Origin of the sequence: Bariatricus sp. HCP28S3_A7, assembly GCF_052066375.1 — a bacterium.
Taxonomy (GTDB): domain Bacteria; phylum Bacillota; class Clostridia; order Lachnospirales; family Lachnospiraceae; genus Allocoprococcus.
This window is the reverse complement of record NZ_JBQHSG010000010.1, coordinates 59384-77065: the sequence shown is the minus strand read 5'-3', so window position 1 is coordinate 77065 and position 17682 is coordinate 59384. Positions and strand designations below refer to the sequence as shown.

The following is a 17682-nucleotide window of genomic DNA, read 5'->3' as shown; positions in this document are numbered from 1 at the left end:
ATTTTGCCTTCCTGTTAAACTTTTTATAGTTATACTTCTACTTTCTTTTCTTCTTCCATTTCTGTTTCCGCCGTATTTTCCGCTTCTGATTCTGTTTCTTCAACAACTTCTTTTCGCGGTCTTTCGGTACGGAAACTCCTGATTGTCAATTTTTTGATTTCTTTTAACAATTCATCTGTGACTTGTCCTTCTTTTAGACGCCACTTCCAGTTACATCCGAGCGTAGAAGGCTTGTTGATCCTTGCCTCATTTCCAAGTTTCAGATAATCCTGCAGCGGGATCACACAAAGATTTGCACTGCTCATCATCGCGAGCTTAATGATCTCCCAGTTGATTTCTTCCTCCCCGACTTCCTTATCGATATATTCAAAAAGGAATTCTTTCTGTTCTTCCGTGAGTGTCCCAAACCATGAAAGAAGGGTATCATTGTCATGCGTTCCCGTGTATACCACGCAGTTTCTGTCATAAGAATGCGGAAGATATCCCGTATCCTCGTCCGGTTCAAATGCAAATTCCAATACCTTCATATTCGGATAACCACTGTCTGCTACCAGTTTTTCTACGGATGGGGTCATAAACCCAAGATCCTCCGCGATCACTTCCCGCTTCCCAAGTTTCCGCTCTAAAGTCCGGAACAGATCCATCCCCGGTCCTTTCTCCCAATGGCCGCCCATTGCCGTCTCATCGCCAAACGGAATGGAATAATACTCGTCGAAACCTCTGAAATGATCGATTCTCACTACATCATACAACTTGTAGCAGTGCTCCATTCTTCGTGTCCACCATTCATAATCTGTATTCTTATGATAATCCCAGCGATAAAGCGGATTTCCCCACAACTGACCCGTAGCGGAAAATGCATCCGGCGGACAGCCTGCCACAGCAACCGGCAGATTGTCACTGTTAAACTGGAAGAGTTGCGGATTCGCCCATGCATCCGCACTGTCAAACGCAACATAGATCGGAATATCACCAATGATCTTAATCCCCTTATTATTTGCATATTCTTTCAGTTTTGTCCACTGCTGCAGGAATTTAAACTGCAGATATTTATAAAATTCAATTTCGAAATAACAATTTTCCCGATAATAATCAAGCGCAAATCCCCAACGGAGACGGATATCTTCAGCCCATTCATTCCACGCAGCTCCGTCAAAGCGTTCCTTTACTGCCATAAAGAGCGCATAGTCATCCAGCCAGAAAGCATTTTCCTGTATAAACTTCTGAAATTCCGGCACTTCATAAATTTTGCTACGCTCATACGCCTTATAAAGAAGTTTAAATCTTTCTTTGTAAATCTTCCCATAATCTAGACTTTGTGGATCATCTCCAAAATCACAGGCGTCACATTCTTCTTTGGTCAGCACACCTTCCTCGATCAGCTCCTCCAAATCGATAAAATACGGATTCCCCGCAAACGTAGAAAAGGACTGGTATGGTGAATCCCCGTAACTGGTCGGTCCCAGTGGGAGTATCTGCCAGTAAGACTGTCCCGCCTCTGCAAGTTTATCTACAAATTCATACGCCTCTTTTGAAAATGCCCCGATTCCATATTTGGACGGAAGGCTTGTAATGGGAAGTAATATTCCCCCTGCTCTTTTCATCTTTTGTTTCCTCCTGATTCCCGTCTGTATTGTTTCATTTACAGACTTTTCTCCTTTTAAAATCATACCATACATTCCATGTCATGGCTTTACAAAAAACTATACTTGTTTTCTCACTTTTTAGAGGTCTTTCTTCATTTTCCGTACTATTCACACGGATAAGTCATTCCCCACTGTTCTCGGATCGAATCCATCATCTTCATAACACGAAGCGTTTCACTGTGCGGCATCTCCGGACACTCTGTTTTCCCCTCTTCGATTGCCTTCATGCAGGAGATAACTTCATATTCATAGCCGTTGATCTGCTGCGGCCGTTCATATCTGGCAATCATCTTCCGCGCCAGATCAAACACCCTGATTTCTTCACAGTTGTTAATATTCTGCACTTCGATGTATCCCTTATCCCCGTTTATGACACCCTGGCGGTCCGTCTGCGCCAGCATGTCGCTGTGGAGAACTGCCATTTTTCCGTCCGCAAACGTCAGCGTAATGCTGTTCATCCAGTCAATGCCCGCAGGAGAGAGCACCGCTGTCGAAGTAATATTCTGCACGTCTTCATGAAATGCCATAAGAGCAAAATTGATCGGATACACACCCAGATCCAGAAGAGCACCTCCCGCAAGTTCCGGTTTCTGCATACGTTCCACATGCGGAAGTACGTAACCCAGATTCGCGGTCAACGAGGTCACCTTACCGATCACACCACTGTCTACAATCTCATCAATCATCTTTCTGCTCGGCATATATCTGGTCCAGATCGCCTCTGCCAGAAGAAGTCCCTTGTCCTTAGCCATCCGAATCAATTCCTCTGCCTGCTTAGCATTTACGGTAAATGCTTTTTCCACAAGAACATGTTTTCCGTGCTCAAGACACATCTTCGTGTGCTGATAATGATGAGAATGTGGAGATGCCACATACACCAGTTCCACTTCCGGATCTTCCAGCATCTCCTCATAAGAGCCGTATGCCTTCTCAAAATCCCATTTATCAGCAAATTTTTTTGCACGTTCAATTTCACGGCATGCAACTGCATATTTCTCTACCGCATCAATTCCGCTCACCGCTTCTGCCATGCTGTTAGCAATATTTCCCGCTGCCAAAATTGCGAATTTCATTTCCCTTTGTCCCCTTTCTTTGCACCACTAAACTCAGATAAAATTATTGTATCATAGACAAAAAGAAGACGCAAACTCCAAAAAGTCATTCTCATGATTCTTTTCGGGGTCTGCGTCCTATAGAAATCCTTTATGAAATTATTCTGTATTCATTTACTTTACTTCGCGAACTCTCTGCTTCACTCTTGCCTCAAGTTTTCCATCCACCTCATCGATCAGAATGGTGTCTCCGCTTCCCACATTGCCACCAAGGATCAGCCGTGCCGCCAGCGTCTCCACATTCTTCTGCAGATACCGTTTCAACGGTCTTGCACCGTACATCGGATCATAACCACCCTCGACCACATGCTGTTTTGCAGCCTCTGTCAGTTCTACATCCAGCTCCTTATCTTCCAGACGTTTATTCACATCCGCAACCAGAAGATCAATGATAGAGTAAATGTTGTCCTTCGTCAGTGGCCGAAACATGATCGTCTCATCCAGACGGTTCAGAAATTCCGGCCTGAAGTGTGCTTTCAGATCATTCATGACCATCTGCTCTGCTTCCGGCTTGATGCTGCCGTCCTCATCAATACCGTCCAACAGATATGTGGATCCGATATTGGAAGTCATGATCAGGATCGTGTTCTTAAAGTCCACAGTCCTGCCCTGTGAATCGGTGATTCGTCCGTCATCCAGAACCTGAAGAAGCACATTGAACACATCCGGATGTGCCTTTTCCACCTCATCAAACAGAACGACCGAATACGGTTTTCTCCGCACGGCCTCAGTCAGCTGTCCGCCTTCGTCATATCCGACATATCCCGGAGGCGCTCCGATCAAGCGGGATACAGAATATTTCTCCATATACTCACTCATATCGATACGCACCATGTTGTTCTCGTCATCAAACAGGCTCTCTGCAAGTGCTTTGGCAAGCTCCGTCTTACCTACACCGGTAGGGCCAAGGAACAGGAACGAACCGATCGGCTTCGTCGGATCTTTGATTCCTGCCTTGGAGCGGATAATCGCTTCTGTAACCTTCTGCACACCTTCATCCTGACCGATCACACGCTTATGCAGTTCCTTGTCAAGATTAAGCGTCTTACTTCTCTCACTTTCATTCAACTTCGCCACCGGAATTCCGGTCCAACGAGAAATGATCTTCGCGATCTCTTCTTCGGTCACGCTCTCATGAACCAGAGACATATCTTCGTCTTTTACCTTCTCTTCTTCCGCTTCCAGCTGCTTCTGAAGCTGTGGCAGGCGTCCATACTGAAGCTCAGCCGCCTTGTTCAGATCATACTGTTGCTGAGCCGTCTGGATTTCCCGGTTGACCTGTTCAATCTGTTCACGAAGTTTCTGCACGGATTCAATGGAACGCTTCTCATTGTCCCACTGGGCTTTTCGCTTTGCGAACTCTTCCCTGTGTTCTGCCAGATCCTGCTGCAGATGCTGCAGTCTCTCCTGACTTAACCGGTCATCCTCTTTCTTAAGAGCAGCTTCCTCGATCTCCAGCTGCATGATCTTTCGATTCAGCTCATCCAGCTCTGTCGGCATAGAATCCAGTTCTGTCTTAATCAGCGCACATGCTTCATCCACAAGGTCGATGGCTTTATCCGGCAGGAAACGATCGGAAATATACCGGTTCGACAAGGTTGCGGCTGCCACAAGTGCTCCGTCTGTAATCTTGACTCCATGAAATACTTCATAGCGTTCTTTCAGTCCACGCAAAATCGAAATCGCATCTTCCACCGTAGGTTCATCCACAGTAACCGGCTGGAAACGACGTTCCAACGCTGCATCTTTCTCAATATACTGACGATACTCATCCAGTGTGGTTGCACCGATACAGTGGAGTTCACCTCTCGCCAGCATCGGCTTCAGCATATTGCCGGCATCCATAGCACCTTCACTCTTGCCGGCCCCAACGATCGTGTGAAGCTCATCAATGAAAAGAATAATGTTTCCATCGCTATTTTTTACTTCCTCAAGAACCGCTTTCAAACGTTCCTCAAATTCACCACGATACTTCGCACCGGCAACAAGCGCTCCCATATCCAGAGCGAAAATCTTCTTATCCTTCAGTCCTTCCGGCACATCACCACGAACGATTCGCTGTGCAAGGCCTTCCACGGCCGCCGTTTTACCGACACCGGGTTCACCAATCAGAACCGGATTATTCTTCGTCTTGCGTGAAAGAATCCGGATCACATTCCGGATCTCTGCGTCACGCCCGATAACCGGATCCAGCTTCTGCTCTCTCGCACGTTCTACCAGATCCTGTCCATATTTATTCAGTGTATCATACGTTGCTTCCGGATTATCGCTGGTCACTCGCTGATTTCCTCTTACCGTAGAAAGTGCCTGAAGGAATCCCTCTCTCGTCACTCCCAGTTCTCTGAAAAGTGCCTTCATATCCCGGCTGGCATACTTCATAAGAGCAAGGAACAAATGCTCAACGGAAACATATTCGTCTCCCATCTGCTTCGCTTCATCCTCACCGTGAACCAACACATTATTCAGATTCTGCCCGATATACATCTGACCGCCCTGAACCTTCGGACGCTTCCTCAGGGCTTCCTCCACACGGTTGATGATCGTTTCTTTCGAAATCCCCATCTTTTCAAATAATTTCAAAATCAAACTGTCATCGATCGTAAGAAGAGCATATAATAAATGTTCCTGCTCAACCTCCTGATTGCCGTAGTCCATCGCTACTTTCTCGCAGCCCTGAACTGCCGCCATGGAGCTTTGTGTAAATTTGTTAATATTCATAACACACGCCTCCTTTATAAAAACTGATACAAATAGTGTACTCAGAACAACCCTTTTCTTTGTTCTAGTTGCAATATAACACTAATTATTAGCACTGTCAAGGGTTGAGTGCTAATTTTATAAAGAATTTAAACTCCTCATCCATTTCTTCTTTCTAAAAACCACTAGCGACATTCCAAACCTCACGCACTCCTCAAGCGACAAAATGAAATACACATACGGTATCTCCAACTTCCACACAAACGCGCTAAGAAGCCCCAGCGGCACTCCGAAAATCCAGGTTCCGATAAAATCAATCCACATCACATAGTTCGTCTTTCCGCCGCTTCGGATGATACCTCCGCCCAGTAACATATTCTGGACCTTCACCGGCGCAATCAGAGCATAGACGATCAGAAGCTGAACCGCCGTTTTATGAACTTCTGCCTCGACATGATAAATCTGCACATAAAATCTGCTCACTATACAGATAGCTGCCGAAAACGCCAATGATCCACACAGTCCATAAATCATCAGCCTCTTCGCTTCCCAATATGCCCGGTCATATTCTCCCGCGCCAAGCGCCTTTCCAATCAGGATAGCGGCCGCCTGGGACAATCCGCTCAGCGCTCCCATCATCAGTGTCTGGATCGGGATCGTCAGAGTCATGGCAGCACAAGCGGCTGTCCCGATATTACCGTAAATCGCAGCATATATATTTTCCCCAAGACTCCACAAAAATTCGCAGATGATGATCGGGCACAAAATCCTAAGGAACATTTCTGCATATTCTCTTGTCATTCTTCCTTCCGTTTTCAGACGAATCTCATTCTTCCTGCAAAAATGAATTCCAAATCCGATTGTAATCAGGCAAGCCGTCCACTGCGAAATCACGGTTGCTGCCGCAGCTCCTCTTACCCCGAGCTGCGGCAGCCCGATTTTCCCGAAAATAAGCAGATAATTCAAAGCTGTATTCAGAACTGCTGAGGCCATACTCGCATACAGCGGAAACATAGCCGCTTCCATACAGCGCAGCAGCGTTGAGAGGATCGATACGATTGCCATCGGGACAAAGGCCAGCGCCAGAATCCGGAGATATTCTGCTGCTATCCCTCTCGTCACTTCATCCTTCGTGTACAGCCACATAATCTGTCCCGGAAAACACATGCTCACAAAAACCGCAAGCATGGCAAGTCCCAGCGCAAGCTTCAGATTCAGTCGAAAGCTCCGCCCCATCTCGCCCGCATCCTTTTGCCCGATATACTGGGAAATCATGATTCCTGCCACGGCAGCAACCGCCCCCAGAAGCACCGTATACAGCGAAGAAAACTTTCCACCAAGCCCTACGCCCGCTATACTTGCACTTCCCAGTCTGCCGATCATCATCTGATCCACCACACTGAAGGATGCCTGTAAAAGCGACTGCAGTGTGACCGGAACGGCAATTTTTAATACCGTTTTGTAAAATGGTTCTCTGCTATTTAGAGTCTTCACCATATTTTCCTCCACTCTTCTTTTTCAGCTCCATCATTTTCACGCTTCCCCGTTCCACAAGATACACCGGAAGCCGCACCGTCTGCTCATCCCAAATTCCCTGCTTCAATTTACTGAGGAGCCTCACCGCCTGCTTTGCCCTCTCTTTTGTGTCCTGCCGCACACTTGTAAGTTCCGGGCTCACCCTCTCACAGAGCGGGCTGTCGTCAAAACCTGCCACAGAAATATCATCGGGCACACAGATCCCCTGTTCCTGAAGGCTGTGCATCAGTTCCGCCGCGTAGAAATCCGACACAGCAAAGACAGCCGTGTATTCCAGGATCTCTCCCAACCTTTCCCGATACATCCTCTTTCTTGCTTCCTTCTCAAAAGGGATCTGCAGAAATCCCACTTTCAGCTCTCCCAATGCCGCTTTGCAGCCTTCGATCCGTTCTTTATCCATGCAGATATAGTTGTCGGCAATACACAAAACCTTCTCGTGTCCCATCCGCTTCAGATATTCTCCCATCTGCCATCCGCCGTCATAATCATCGATGATCAGATTACAGATGCGCTCCGTCTCCCCAAAATATCCGTCATATACAACAAACGGAATGTGCATGGATTCCCGCCATGTTGGGAATGTATTTTTTCTCTTCCAGCAGTGCCTGCACCCGTTTCACCGTCTCATCCGAGATTTTTTTGGTCTTCCCGTGAATCACATTGGATACTGTCGTCGTACTGAGCCCCAGTTCCTCTGCTATGTCTGCGATCCGCACTCTCCCTTGTTCCATCTCTCTTACCTCTCATTCCATCCGGTTCTCTCCTCAAAACCCTTTTTCGTTTTCATATGATAAAGTATAATAAAAGCCTTGGATTTTCGGAAGGGGTTAAACGCATAACCTATTCCAAAAATCCAAGACTCGATTTGTAAAATATATACAAACCATACAGTTTTCTTTCTTTTTTCTGCCATCCATGTTAGAATAAGAAAGTATGCTTTACGGCATTAATTTCATGTTTGGGGTATGATGATTATGAGTAAAACAAAAACGCTGGACCTGACTTGCGGTCCTATTTTTAAAACACTGGCCGAACTGGCTCTGCCAATTATGGCTTCTTCCTTTCTCGGAACTGCCTACAGCATCACCGATATGGCCTGGATCGGTATGCTCGGATCCAAAGCTGTGGCTGGAATCGGGGTCGGCAGCATGTTTGTCTGGCTGTCTCAGGGGGTTGTTGCACTTGCCAGAATGGGGGGACAGGTTAATGTGGCGCAATGCTGCGGCAGAAATGATACGGAAGAGGCAACTCACTATGCCTCCTGTGCACTCCAGCTTACGATCGTGTTCGCTTTCATTTATTCTGCCTTTTGCCTGATCTTCATGAAACCGTTGCTTTCATTTTTCAATCTGTCCGACGCAGAATCTTATTCTGCCGCCGTAATCTACATGAAAGTAACCTGTGGGCTCATTCTGTTTTCTTTTCTGAATCTTACACTGACCGGACTCTTTACGGCCCAGGGAGATTCCCGGACTCCCTTCCTTGCCAATCTGATCGGGCTGGTCGGCAATATGATCCTGGATCCGCTGCTGATCTTAGGTATCGGTCCCTTCCCACGGTTGGAGGCCATGGGTGCCGCCATCGCGACCGTAACAGCACAATTCCTTGTTATGTCGGTGATGATGATCCATATTTTTCTTCCGAAAAGCGGAAAAAATATTTTAAAGCATGTAAAGCTATTCTCCCTCAGTCCACGCAAATACTATCGTTCCATCTGCAGAATCGGGATCCCGACGGCACTTCAGAGCAGTCTGTACTGTATGATCTCCATGGTACTGACCCGCATGATCTCCGGATTTGGAGCCGCCGCAGTCGCGACACAGCGTGTTGGAGGGCAGATCGAATCTCTCTCCTGGAATACCGCAGATGGTTTCGGGGCAGCATTAAATGCATTTGTGGGGCAGAATTATGGTGCAAAAAAATCAGACCGAATCCGCAAAGGCTATTCTATTTCCCTGCGTATTCTGGTAATATGGGGCGCACTGATCAGTGCTGCATTTATTTTCCTTCCGACTCCGATCTCCCGCCTGTTCTTCCATGAAGCAGAAGCCATCCATATTTCCGCCGAATATCTGGTCATTCTTGGTTTCAGTGAAATCTTTATGTGTGTAGAACTCATGACGGTCGGTGCACTCTCCGGTCTCGGGAAAACAACACTTTGCAGTGTAATCAGCATAACCCTTACCGGAGCCCGAATTCCCCTCGCCATGTTCCTTACCAGTATCGGAATGGGATTATCCGGAATCTGGTGGGCCCTGACGATTTCATCCATCGCCAAAGGAATTCTCTTCTACCTGACGTTCAAATATACGGAGCGGAAACTATAATATGCTTTTGCTTGCGAAATATTCCCTGGTATTCTATACTGAAAATATAGTCACATTTTGTCGAATATCATCGATGAGGGGGAATACGATATGGCAAGGGGAGCACGAAAACGTAAATCGAAAAAACGAAATAAAATTATTTATATTCTTTTACTGATACTTCTTTTACTGGTGATTCTGGATGGTTTTGCTGTCAAAAGCTGGATATCTGAAACTAGACAGACGAAGGAAACACCACCGGTTTCTGCCTCGGCAAAAGATTCCGAAACAGCGATTCAGGCTGCAGACACTTCGGATGCAGTCACAGAAGCTGCCCTTTCCACGAAAGAAGTATCTTTGATGGCAGTCGGCGATAATCTGATCCATACTGCAGTTTGGCAGTCCGGCCTGCAGTCTGACGGCAGTCATGACTATACGCTTCTCTACAGTAACCTCGCACCCTATCTGGAGACATGTGACCTGAAAGTCATCAATCAGGAAACCATCTTCGGTGGTGATGAAAAAGGGCTCCGGGATTACCCGGTCTTCAACTCTCCCGAGGCGATTGGCGACACTCTGGAGGAAGTCGGATTCAATGTTGTCCTGCATGCTTCCAACCACGGCTTTGACATGGGTCTGGACGGATTACTGAACTGTGTTTCATTCTGGAAGACCAGCCATCCCGCCATGACGGTCCTGGGCATTTATGAAACCCGGGAAGAACAGTCCCAGATTCCGGTGCTCGAGATAAACGGAATTAAATTTGCACTGCTGAATTATACATACAGCCACAACGCAGAAACCTTCAGCACAAAGGCTGAAGGCCATCTGAATATGCTATGTAATTATGATGCCAATTCGCGTTACATCGATTTTAACACGATTCATCCGCAGGTTCTTGACGATATCCGCCGCGTAGAATCGATGGCTGATTTTACCATCGTATTTCCGCACTGGGGCATCGAATACACAATGGAAGCAACTGCTCAGGAGATTACCTTTGCGAGTCAGATGGCTGAAGCCGGTGCCGACCTGATCATCGGAACACATCCTCACGTCATTCAACCTGTAGAATGGGTCACCGCCGATAACGGGAACCGCGCGCTTTGCTATTATTCTCTGGGCAATTATACCTCTGCCCAGGACGGTGTTGCCCAAATGCTTGGCGGCATGGCCAATCTTACCATCGTACAGGACGAATCCGGCACCTATATCCGCGAGGACAGTATCAAGGCAATTCCGTTAGTGACACATTTTATTTATCCCGGATGGACCGGGTCCAGTGTCGTAGAAAGCACCTATCTTCTGGACCATTATACAGAAGAACAGGCCGCAAAACACGGACTTCGCAATGCCTGGGGTATCATTCTGACAAAAGACGAATTACTGTCTCTGGCACAAAATACATTTGGAGAATATCTCAGCATGGAATAACCCATGCCGAGATATTTGTTTTTCGATCGATTTATTTAAACCGTCATCCTCTTCGCATCTTCCATTTCCCAAAGGGATCTGTGATTCTCACATTTTTCCAGATCCGGACACTCACCTCTTACATACGCATAAACCGGCTCCCGATGCTCATATTCCGCAATCACCTGATCCAGTTTTGCCAGCATTCTCTCTTTGTCTTTCGGAAGTGTTCCTTTTACTCTGACTTCAATAAAATCGTGAAATCCGTCGTACAGGATCTCGTTCCCTTTCAGATGTTCCAGCAGGCAGCGTTCTTCACGCAGGTTTTCCACTTCATCGGCAGGCACGAACGTGCCGTCTTCAATATGTCGGTACAACGGCACTTCCTTATGAAGAAACATCGAAAAATTCACCACATGTCTTGGATGCGTGCGGTTCAGGAAGTCCGCAAGTGCTTCTGCATTTTCCGTTCCTCTTCCCTTACCGGCAACTCCCGTCATGATATGCGCATCAAACAGCATCCCAGCCTTCTGGATTCTTTCGATCGCAGCTATCGCCTGTTCCTGATCATGATCCTTCTCCATAAACTTCAGAACATCATCCAGGCCGCTTTCAATTCCCAGATAAAGATGACGTACCCCGTTCTTATATAACAGTTCCAGTTCTTCTTCCGATTTTCTCAGGATGCTGGTGACGGTTGCATCCATATTAATGCAATAACATTCTGGGAAATATACGTGGATCTTGTCCAGAATCTCCATCAAATGTTCCGTTTTCAATCCGAACGCATTTCCGTCTCCCAGAAAAATCTTTTTCGGATTTCCACCCAGTTCAGCGACTCTTTTAAGTTCTTCCTCAATCTGCTCCATCGGCAGTTCCCTGTACTTCAGATGCCGGAATAAATTGCAGAACTTGCACCGGTTATAAGAACACCCTACCATAACCGGAAGCATAAATGACGCTCTCTCCATAGGAGCACGGCATATCTGACCTTCATAATTCATATTCATTCACCTCACATACTGACGCTTTCATTCGTTCTTACACAGACCTTTTGCTTTTCTGCTTTCAGTATAAATTCATTTTCCTCTCAGGTCAATTGCATACCTGATTTTCTTCGCAAATCCCGTCATTCCATATCGGTATATTCAAAAATTGAAGGAGAAAACCATGTCTGATTATTATATTGCAACGATACCGAAAGATGATATCCGGGTCAACCGGCAGATCGATCAGCTTCTCACTGCAGAGGGCATACGGCGCGACGCCCATCTGGACTACACCTGCGCCATGTTTGATGAAGACCTAAATGTCATTGCAACCGGAAGCTGCTTCGGCAATACCCTGCGCTGCATGGCAGTGAGCAGTGTCCATCAGGGAGAAGGTCTCATGAACCAGATTGTGTCCCACCTCATGGAAGTACAGTTTGAACGTGCAAATACACATCTGTTTCTCTATACCAAATGCAGCTCTGCCTAATTTTTCGGCGATCTTGGTTTTTATGAGATTGCGCGCATTGATGAACAGATCGTTTTCATGGAAAACCGCAAAACCGGATTCTCCCGCTATCTTCAGAAACTTTCTTCTGAGAAAAAAGATGGAACTCGCGTTGCGGCACTGGTTATGAACGCCAATCCTTTTACATCCGGTCATCAGTATCTTGTCGAAAAAGCCGCCTCGGAAAACGATGTTCATCCACTATTAAAAGAAAGGAAGGTAGGATAAAACCATGCAAGGATACGAAGTAACTTTACCTGAAATGCTTGCCTGCCGTGAACACCGGGCACTTCTTCAGCAGGAACTGATTGCCAGATATCATTGCCCTGTTATTTCTTTTTGTATGAATATTCCCGGTCCCATCAAAACAACTCCACAGATACGTTCTGCTTTTGAACATGGATTAAAAATTCTTGAAGAGCAGCTTACTTTACAGAAAATTCCGGTTTTAGAAGCCATTCCGATTCACGAAGTCACCGGAGATGAATGGATCGCCGCTCAAATTTCCTGCCAGCTCCATCAAGACACTTGCTACACAGATTGAAGAAACGGATTGCTTCGGCCGCCTTTTTGACATCGATGTAATTGACATCACCGGCGAAAAGCTCTCCAGACCCATCTATCGCAAATGTCTGATCTGCGGCAGACAGGCGCAGGAATGTGCCAGTTCCAGACGCCATTCTGTCAAAGAAATGCAGGATAAAATTGAAGAAATTCTTGAAAAAGGGATGTAGCTTAAAGCCACATCCCTTTTTTAATATTTCCTATATGATAAATCTATAAATCATTCTAACCCCGATCTTCCATCGCCACAAAATCTTCATGATGCCCCACATATTTATAGGCAGGACGAATGATCTTATTGGCATTGATCAGCTCTTCCAGACGATGCGCACTCCATCCAGGCATACGCGCAATCGCGAAAATCGGCGTAAAAAGCTCTTCCGGTATACCAAGCATAGAATATACAAACCCACTGTAGAAATCCACATTTGCACATACATTCTTGAACAGTTTGCGATGTTCCATAATCAGCTTTCCTGCAAGCCGTTCTACCATTTCATAAAGTTCGAACTCTTCTGTACGTCCCTTTTCTTCTGCCAGTTCCTTCGCAAATTTCTTCAAAATCACTTCTCTTGGATCAGACAGCGTATACACTGCATGTCCCATACCATAAATCAGGCCTGTACGGTCAAAGGCCTGTTTGTCCAGAATTTTCTGAAGATAATCAGATACTTCCTCTTCGTTCTTCCAGTCCTTCACATTGGCCTTGATATCTTCAAACATCTTCTGCACTTTCAGATTCGCGCCACCGTGACGCGGCCCTTTCAAAGATCCAATGGACGCTGCCACAGAGGAATATGTATCGGTTCCTGACGAAGAAACAACGTGCGTCGTAAATGTTGAGTTATTACCACCACCATGCTCTGCATGCAGAATCAGCGCAATATCCAGGACTTTTGCCTCGAGCTCTGTATAGTCACCATCCGGTCTGAGCATCAGAAGCATATTTTCTGCAAGTGACAGTCCTTTCCTCGGATTTTTAATAAAAAGTGAATCATCCTTCCTGAAATGACGATAAGCGTGATACGAATATACCGCAATCAGTGGAAGTTTTGCAATCAAACTCAACGACTGACGCAGCACATTATCCGGTGAAATATTTTCCGGATCTGAATCATAGGTATAAAGCGTCAAAATGCATCTTTGCATAGAGTTCATAATATTCGCATTGGATGCCTTCATGACTACATCGCGAACAAATCTACCGCTTAGATTTTCAAGTTCGAACATTACTTTTAGAAACATATCCAGTTCTTCTTTAGTAGGAAGCTTACCAAACAAAAGCAGATAAATCGTTTCTTCAAATCCAAACCGTCTTCCTTCCAGCCCCTTCACAAGATCATTAACATTGATCCCTTGATAATAAAGCGTCCCTTCCGCCGGAATTCTCCTTCCGTTTATCAGATTAAAGCCGCTTACATCAGACACTTCGGTCAACCCTGTCAGTACACCCTTACCGGCAGAGTCACGCAATCCTCTTTTTACATCATATTCTATATACAGGTTCGGGTCGATATGATGCATCTTCATCAATTCTTCTGTAAGGACTTCCATATCTTTTTTCAGTATACTTGGTTCTTCCATATCCATCATTTCATTCTCTGCCATATACGTACCTCCTGTTTAAACAAAATTTCTTATTATTCTACACGAAACTTCATAAGAATACAATCACTTTTTGCAATTTCCATGCTATTTTTATGCATAATTTTAATTTTTTATCAGAAAACGCAGCTAAAATCATTGTCTTTCTGCAATCGCAACGGATTTTTCCGGCATATTATCTTGTTTTCACCCACGAACTTTCTGTGAATTTTTTTAATATCTCTTGTGTCTTTTCCAGAAACATATTAGAATAAAAACACTGGAGGAGGTGTTAATATGAATGAAGAAACCAAAAAGATCCAGAATGATAATGCAGAAATATTTGACAACGATTTTGAAGTAACCTGTGACGGTGATTTTCCTGATCTACCTTCGGACCTTGGAAATGATGCCTATAAAGATGTACTATCAAAGTTATCCGAACTGGATGATGAAGAGAGTATCGATTACCTGGAAGTAAATAAAACAAGAACCCTCCCATTTTCGAAAACGGTTCAGGATTACATGAAATCAGACAGCAAGACTTCCGATCCAGATCAGACATCGAAAAACAGTTCTGCCGGAAAACGTTTTCTCAGCAACGAGTGGTTGTATGCCACTGTTTTTGTCGTTGTCCTTATCATTTTAGCTGCTCTTGCTTACATGATCCGCTGATGCAAAAGACAGAAAGTGCCATCTCTTTACCGGAGATTTCACTTTCATTTTAGATTATTTATTAGAAACGTCTATCAGAATTGAATAAGATTTATCTCCTTTGATTGGATTTCGTGATGCATCTTTTTATATTACAACTATAGCACAAAATGCTCCGTATTGGAGCATTTTGACATATTTCGATACTATACTACAAAAAAAGAGTTTTTTCGATACACGCTATCCCTTAAACCGATATCCAACTCCGACTTCTGTCAGAATAAACTGCGGATTTGTCGGCTCTTTCTCAATCTTTCTTCTCAGAGCCGCCATAAACACCCTGAGATTTCCTGACTCAACTCCTTGACTGCTTCCCCATATCTCACTCAGAATATACCGGTGTGTCAGAACCTTTCCCCGGTTTTCGATCAGAAGATTCAGGATCTTATATTCCAATGGCGTCAAATGCACTTCATCACCGTCAATCATGACCAGATGCTTTTCCCTATCCACCGTCAGGTAATCACATACAAAAACAGGATCAGTTTCTTCCTGCTGCTGAACAGAACTTTTTCGAAGGCCAACCCGAATTCTCGCCATCAGCTCTCCCATATAAAATGGCTTTGTCACATAATCATCTGCCCCCATATCCAGTGCCTCAATCTTCTGCTGTTCTTCCTGACGGGCACTGACCACAATAATTGGAATCTGTGAGATCTCCCGGACTGCTTTCAGTACATCCATGCCGTCTCCATCCGGAAGTCCCAGATCAAGAATAACCATATCCGGACGATTTGCATAAAAAAGACTGATTGCCTCTTCAACCGTCTTGGCGATATAAAAGCCATAATTTTCTTTCTTTAGACTCATTGAAATAAAATTAATGATGTATTTATCATCCTCAACGAGTAAAATATGTCGTTTATCTTCCATCCGTATTCACCTGCTCTGCATTCAGCCAGAACACAAAACGTGCTCCGCCTTCCTTTCGGTTTTCTGCGTAAATTTCTCCTCCGTGTGCTTCAATAACAGCACGACAAATAGCAAGCCCGAGACCGATGCCGCGTTTACCATCTTCTCTGCCTGCTCCCTGTGTAATAAATTCGTCGAAAATATTTGGTAGTATTTCTTCCGAAATTCCCTCTCCTTCATCCTCGACAGCAAAAAACATTTTTTCTTTTTCATAGGAAACCGTGATCCAAATCCGGTCTCCCTCAACTGTATGCTTCATGGCGTTGTCAAGAAGATTAATGATCACCTGTACCATCATCCTTCCATCCATAGAGGCCACGACCAGTTCATCTGGCAGTTTTACTTCAAACTGCCTCTTATCACGCAGGCCGATGACATGCGTTGCCGCCTCATAAATGATGTCATCCACTACTTCCGGCTGTTTTGTGATAAAGGACTGACCGCTCTCAATCTTAGTCATACTCAGGATATTCTCCATCGTCTTCATAAGCCAGACTGCCTGCTCCTGTATCTCTCCCGCCAGTTCCTTTCTCATACCGGCATCCATTTCTTCCGCCTCAACCAAAAGTCCGGCATCCCCCAGAATGCCGGTAAGTGGTGTTCTGAAATCGTGTGAAATACTTCGAAGCATACTGCTCTTCAGCCGTTCTCGCTCCATCTGCGCTTTTGTGTCTTCTGTGATCTTCATCTGTTTTCTGAAGCGCACCGTTAGAGTCGATGATATAAATGCCGCCACCAGAAAGAAGACCATCAACACAACATCATTCTGATTCATAATCGCAAATGTATGTACAGGAATCGTAAAGAAATAATTGAACATCAATACACTAAGAACTGCAGCCAGTGCACCATAAAAATACCCGGTCGTACAGACTGTGACCAGAAGCACACCCACAATGTAGATCATGAGTACATTTTCTTTTCCGATTCCCGCTTCTGCAAGCACGATAGAAAATCCTGTAGCAAGCAGCAGGATTCCGATAGATCGCCCTGCATACTTTATTACTTCTTTTTTTCTATTCATGCTTACTATTTTCCCATACTGGCAAGTAACCTGTCAATATCTTTTGTAAGTCCGACCACCATTAAATGGTCATCTGCTTTCATAATGTAATCTGTTCTCGGCAATACAACCAGTTCACTTCCCGCACGAATACCGAAAATATTAACATGATATTTAGCCCGAATATTCGCTTCACCTATGGTATGTCCGATCCACTCTTTTTTAGGCTGAATCTCAAATATTGAATAATCCTTACTGAGCTCAAAATAATCAAACACATGATTTGCACTGTATTTTACTGCCAGACGTTCTGCAATATCGCGGTCCGGATAAAACACCTCGTCCGCTCCGTTTCGTAGCAGGAATTTAGCATGAATATCCCGGTTTGCTTTACTGACCACATGTTTCGCCCCCAGCTCTTTCACCAGGCTGGTAATCTCCAGACTACTCTGAAAATTAGAACCGATACATACAAAGCAAATATCAAAATTCCCGACTCCCAGACTTCTTAAAACCTCTTCATTTGTACAATCTCCCACTTTTACCGATGTCGCTATGGAAAGAAGATCCTCTGTCTTTGCCTCATCCCGATCAATAATCATTACTTCATTACCAAGTTTTACCATATCCGCACACAGATGATGGCCAAATCTTCCCAATCCGATAATCAAAACCGATTTCATATTCCCTTCTCCTTT

The 17682-nt window shown here is 45.0% G+C and carries 16 protein-coding genes and 1 pseudogene; 6 read left to right on the top strand and 11 right to left on the bottom strand.

Annotated elements, in window-relative coordinates; translation table 11 throughout:
• Positions 1–29 precede the first annotated feature (29 nt).
• The 6 genes from malQ to ACTNA4_RS08825 form a co-directional block, all read right to left on the bottom strand.
• Complete coding sequence (gene malQ, locus ACTNA4_RS08850) at positions 30–1604, bottom strand: 4-alpha-glucanotransferase (protein ID WP_441029702.1); 1575 nt, start codon at positions 1602–1604, stop codon at positions 30–32.
• Positions 1605–1750: 146 nt separating this feature from the next.
• Entirely contained in the window at positions 1751–2719 is a 969-nt protein-coding gene (locus tag ACTNA4_RS08845) for a Gfo/Idh/MocA family protein (protein ID WP_441018486.1), read from the bottom strand.
• A gap of 153 nt (positions 2720–2872) precedes the next feature.
• Positions 2873–5476, bottom strand: a complete 2604-nt coding sequence (gene clpB / locus ACTNA4_RS08840) for an ATP-dependent chaperone ClpB (protein WP_441018484.1) — start codon at positions 5474–5476, stop codon at positions 2873–2875.
• A gap of 117 nt (positions 5477–5593) precedes the next feature.
• Positions 5594–6952 (bottom strand): MATE family efflux transporter, encoded by a 1359-nt coding sequence (locus ACTNA4_RS08835; RefSeq protein ID WP_441029699.1) that lies wholly within the window; start codon positions 6950–6952, stop codon positions 5594–5596.
• Positions 6933–7550 (bottom strand): LacI family DNA-binding transcriptional regulator, encoded by a 618-nt coding sequence (locus tag ACTNA4_RS08830; RefSeq protein WP_441029696.1) that lies wholly within the window; start codon positions 7548–7550, stop codon positions 6933–6935. The genes ACTNA4_RS08835 and ACTNA4_RS08830 overlap by 20 nt, the downstream gene beginning before the upstream one ends.
• Entirely contained in the window at positions 7525–7722 is a 198-nt protein-coding gene (locus tag ACTNA4_RS08825) for a LacI family DNA-binding transcriptional regulator (protein WP_427820313.1), read from the bottom strand. The genes ACTNA4_RS08830 and ACTNA4_RS08825 overlap by 26 nt, the downstream gene beginning before the upstream one ends.
• A gap of 243 nt (positions 7723–7965) precedes the next feature.
• Between ACTNA4_RS08825 and ACTNA4_RS08820 the strand changes: the two genes are divergently transcribed.
• Both ACTNA4_RS08820 and ACTNA4_RS08815 read left to right on the top strand, forming a co-directional pair.
• Positions 7966–9318 carry an MATE family efflux transporter gene (locus ACTNA4_RS08820; RefSeq protein ID WP_441029693.1) on the top strand — a complete coding sequence of 451 codons (1353 nt, stop codon included), beginning with the start codon at positions 7966–7968 and terminating at the stop codon, positions 9316–9318.
• 90 nt (positions 9319–9408) lie between these two features.
• Entirely contained in the window at positions 9409–10731 is a 1323-nt protein-coding gene (locus ACTNA4_RS08815) for a CapA family protein (protein WP_441029690.1), read from the top strand.
• 35 nt (positions 10732–10766) lie between these two features.
• On the opposite strand, the gene ACTNA4_RS08810 is transcribed toward ACTNA4_RS08815, so the two are convergent.
• Complete coding sequence (locus ACTNA4_RS08810) at positions 10767–11714, bottom strand: radical SAM protein (protein ID WP_441029687.1); 948 nt, start codon at positions 11712–11714, stop codon at positions 10767–10769.
• A gap of 166 nt (positions 11715–11880) precedes the next feature.
• Here ACTNA4_RS08810 and ACTNA4_RS08805 point away from each other — a divergent pair.
• The 3 genes and pseudogenes from ACTNA4_RS08805 to ACTNA4_RS08795 all read left to right on the top strand — a co-directional run.
• Positions 11881–12399: pseudogene (locus ACTNA4_RS08805) on the top strand ([citrate (pro-3S)-lyase] ligase); the annotation flags it as partial.
• A gap of 40 nt (positions 12400–12439) precedes the next feature.
• Positions 12440–12751 carry a citrate lyase holo-[acyl-carrier protein] synthase gene (locus ACTNA4_RS08800; RefSeq protein ID WP_441029684.1) on the top strand — a complete coding sequence of 104 codons (312 nt, stop codon included), beginning with the start codon at positions 12440–12442 and terminating at the stop codon, positions 12749–12751.
• Positions 12690–12941, top strand: coding sequence for a citrate lyase holo-[acyl-carrier protein] synthase (locus ACTNA4_RS08795; RefSeq protein WP_441029681.1), 252 nt, complete (start codon positions 12690–12692; stop codon positions 12939–12941). The genes ACTNA4_RS08800 and ACTNA4_RS08795 overlap by 62 nt, the downstream gene beginning before the upstream one ends.
• A gap of 55 nt (positions 12942–12996) precedes the next feature.
• Here ACTNA4_RS08795 and ACTNA4_RS08790 read toward each other — a convergent pair whose 3' ends face one another.
• The gene (locus ACTNA4_RS08790) at positions 12997–14379 is read right to left on the bottom strand and encodes a citrate/2-methylcitrate synthase (RefSeq protein WP_427806814.1); all 1383 of its coding nucleotides are present in this window, start codon (positions 14377–14379) and stop codon (positions 12997–12999) included.
• 273 nt (positions 14380–14652) lie between these two features.
• Here ACTNA4_RS08790 and ACTNA4_RS08785 point away from each other — a divergent pair, with 273 nt between their 5' ends.
• Positions 14653–15030 carry a hypothetical protein gene (locus ACTNA4_RS08785; protein ID WP_427806813.1) on the top strand — a complete coding sequence of 126 codons (378 nt, stop codon included), beginning with the start codon at positions 14653–14655 and terminating at the stop codon, positions 15028–15030.
• 219 nt (positions 15031–15249) lie between these two features.
• On the opposite strand, the gene ACTNA4_RS08780 is transcribed toward ACTNA4_RS08785, so the two are convergent.
• Genes ACTNA4_RS08780 through ACTNA4_RS08770 form a run of 3 tightly spaced genes read right to left on the bottom strand, consistent with a single transcriptional unit; the run spans position 15250 to position 17667 of the window.
• Positions 15250–15942 (bottom strand): response regulator, encoded by a 693-nt coding sequence (locus ACTNA4_RS08780; protein WP_427806812.1) that lies wholly within the window; start codon positions 15940–15942, stop codon positions 15250–15252.
• A complete protein-coding gene (locus tag ACTNA4_RS08775; protein WP_441023992.1) occupies positions 15932–17005 on the bottom strand; it encodes a sensor histidine kinase in 1074 nt (357 codons plus the stop codon). Before ACTNA4_RS08775 ends, ACTNA4_RS08780 begins: the two co-directional genes overlap by 11 nt.
• Before the next feature lie 5 nt (positions 17006–17010).
• Positions 17011–17667, bottom strand: a complete 657-nt coding sequence (locus ACTNA4_RS08770) for a potassium channel family protein (RefSeq protein ID WP_427806810.1) — start codon at positions 17665–17667, stop codon at positions 17011–17013.
• Positions 17668–17682: the final 15 nt, after the last annotated feature.

Bases quoted from the DNA above. Each gene is read 5' to 3' on its own strand.
- malQ (WP_441029702.1), bottom strand. From the start codon at position 1,604: ATGAAAAGAGCAGGGGGAATATTACTTCCCATTACAAGCCTTCCGTCC.
- ACTNA4_RS08845 (WP_441018486.1), bottom strand. From the start codon at position 2,719: ATGAAATTCGCAATTTTGGCAGCGGGAAATATTGCTAACAGCATGGCA.
- clpB (WP_441018484.1), bottom strand. From the start codon at position 5,476: ATGAATATTAACAAATTTACACAAAGCTCCATGGCGGCAGTTCAGGGC.
- ACTNA4_RS08835 (WP_441029699.1), bottom strand. From the start codon at position 6,952: ATGGTGAAGACTCTAAATAGCAGAGAACCATTTTACAAAACGGTATTA.
- ACTNA4_RS08830 (WP_441029696.1), bottom strand. From the start codon at position 7,550: ATGCACATTCCGTTTGTTGTATATGACGGATATTTTGGGGAGACGGAG.
- ACTNA4_RS08825 (WP_427820313.1), bottom strand. From the start codon at position 7,722: ATGGAACAAGGGAGAGTGCGGATCGCAGACATAGCAGAGGAACTGGGG.
- ACTNA4_RS08820 (WP_441029693.1), top strand. From the start codon at position 7,966: ATGAGTAAAACAAAAACGCTGGACCTGACTTGCGGTCCTATTTTTAAA.
- ACTNA4_RS08815 (WP_441029690.1), top strand. From the start codon at position 9,409: ATGGCAAGGGGAGCACGAAAACGTAAATCGAAAAAACGAAATAAAATT.
- ACTNA4_RS08810 (WP_441029687.1), bottom strand. From the start codon at position 11,714: ATGAATTATGAAGGTCAGATATGCCGTGCTCCTATGGAGAGAGCGTCA.
- ACTNA4_RS08800 (WP_441029684.1), top strand. From the start codon at position 12,440: ATGCAAGGATACGAAGTAACTTTACCTGAAATGCTTGCCTGCCGTGAA.
- ACTNA4_RS08795 (WP_441029681.1), top strand. From the start codon at position 12,690: ATGAATGGATCGCCGCTCAAATTTCCTGCCAGCTCCATCAAGACACTT.
- ACTNA4_RS08790 (WP_427806814.1), bottom strand. From the start codon at position 14,379: ATGGCAGAGAATGAAATGATGGATATGGAAGAACCAAGTATACTGAAA.
- ACTNA4_RS08785 (WP_427806813.1), top strand. From the start codon at position 14,653: ATGAATGAAGAAACCAAAAAGATCCAGAATGATAATGCAGAAATATTT.
- ACTNA4_RS08780 (WP_427806812.1), bottom strand. From the start codon at position 15,942: ATGGAAGATAAACGACATATTTTACTCGTTGAGGATGATAAATACATC.
- ACTNA4_RS08775 (WP_441023992.1), bottom strand. From the start codon at position 17,005: ATGAATAGAAAAAAAGAAGTAATAAAGTATGCAGGGCGATCTATCGGA.
- ACTNA4_RS08770 (WP_427806810.1), bottom strand. From the start codon at position 17,667: ATGAAATCGGTTTTGATTATCGGATTGGGAAGATTTGGCCATCATCTG.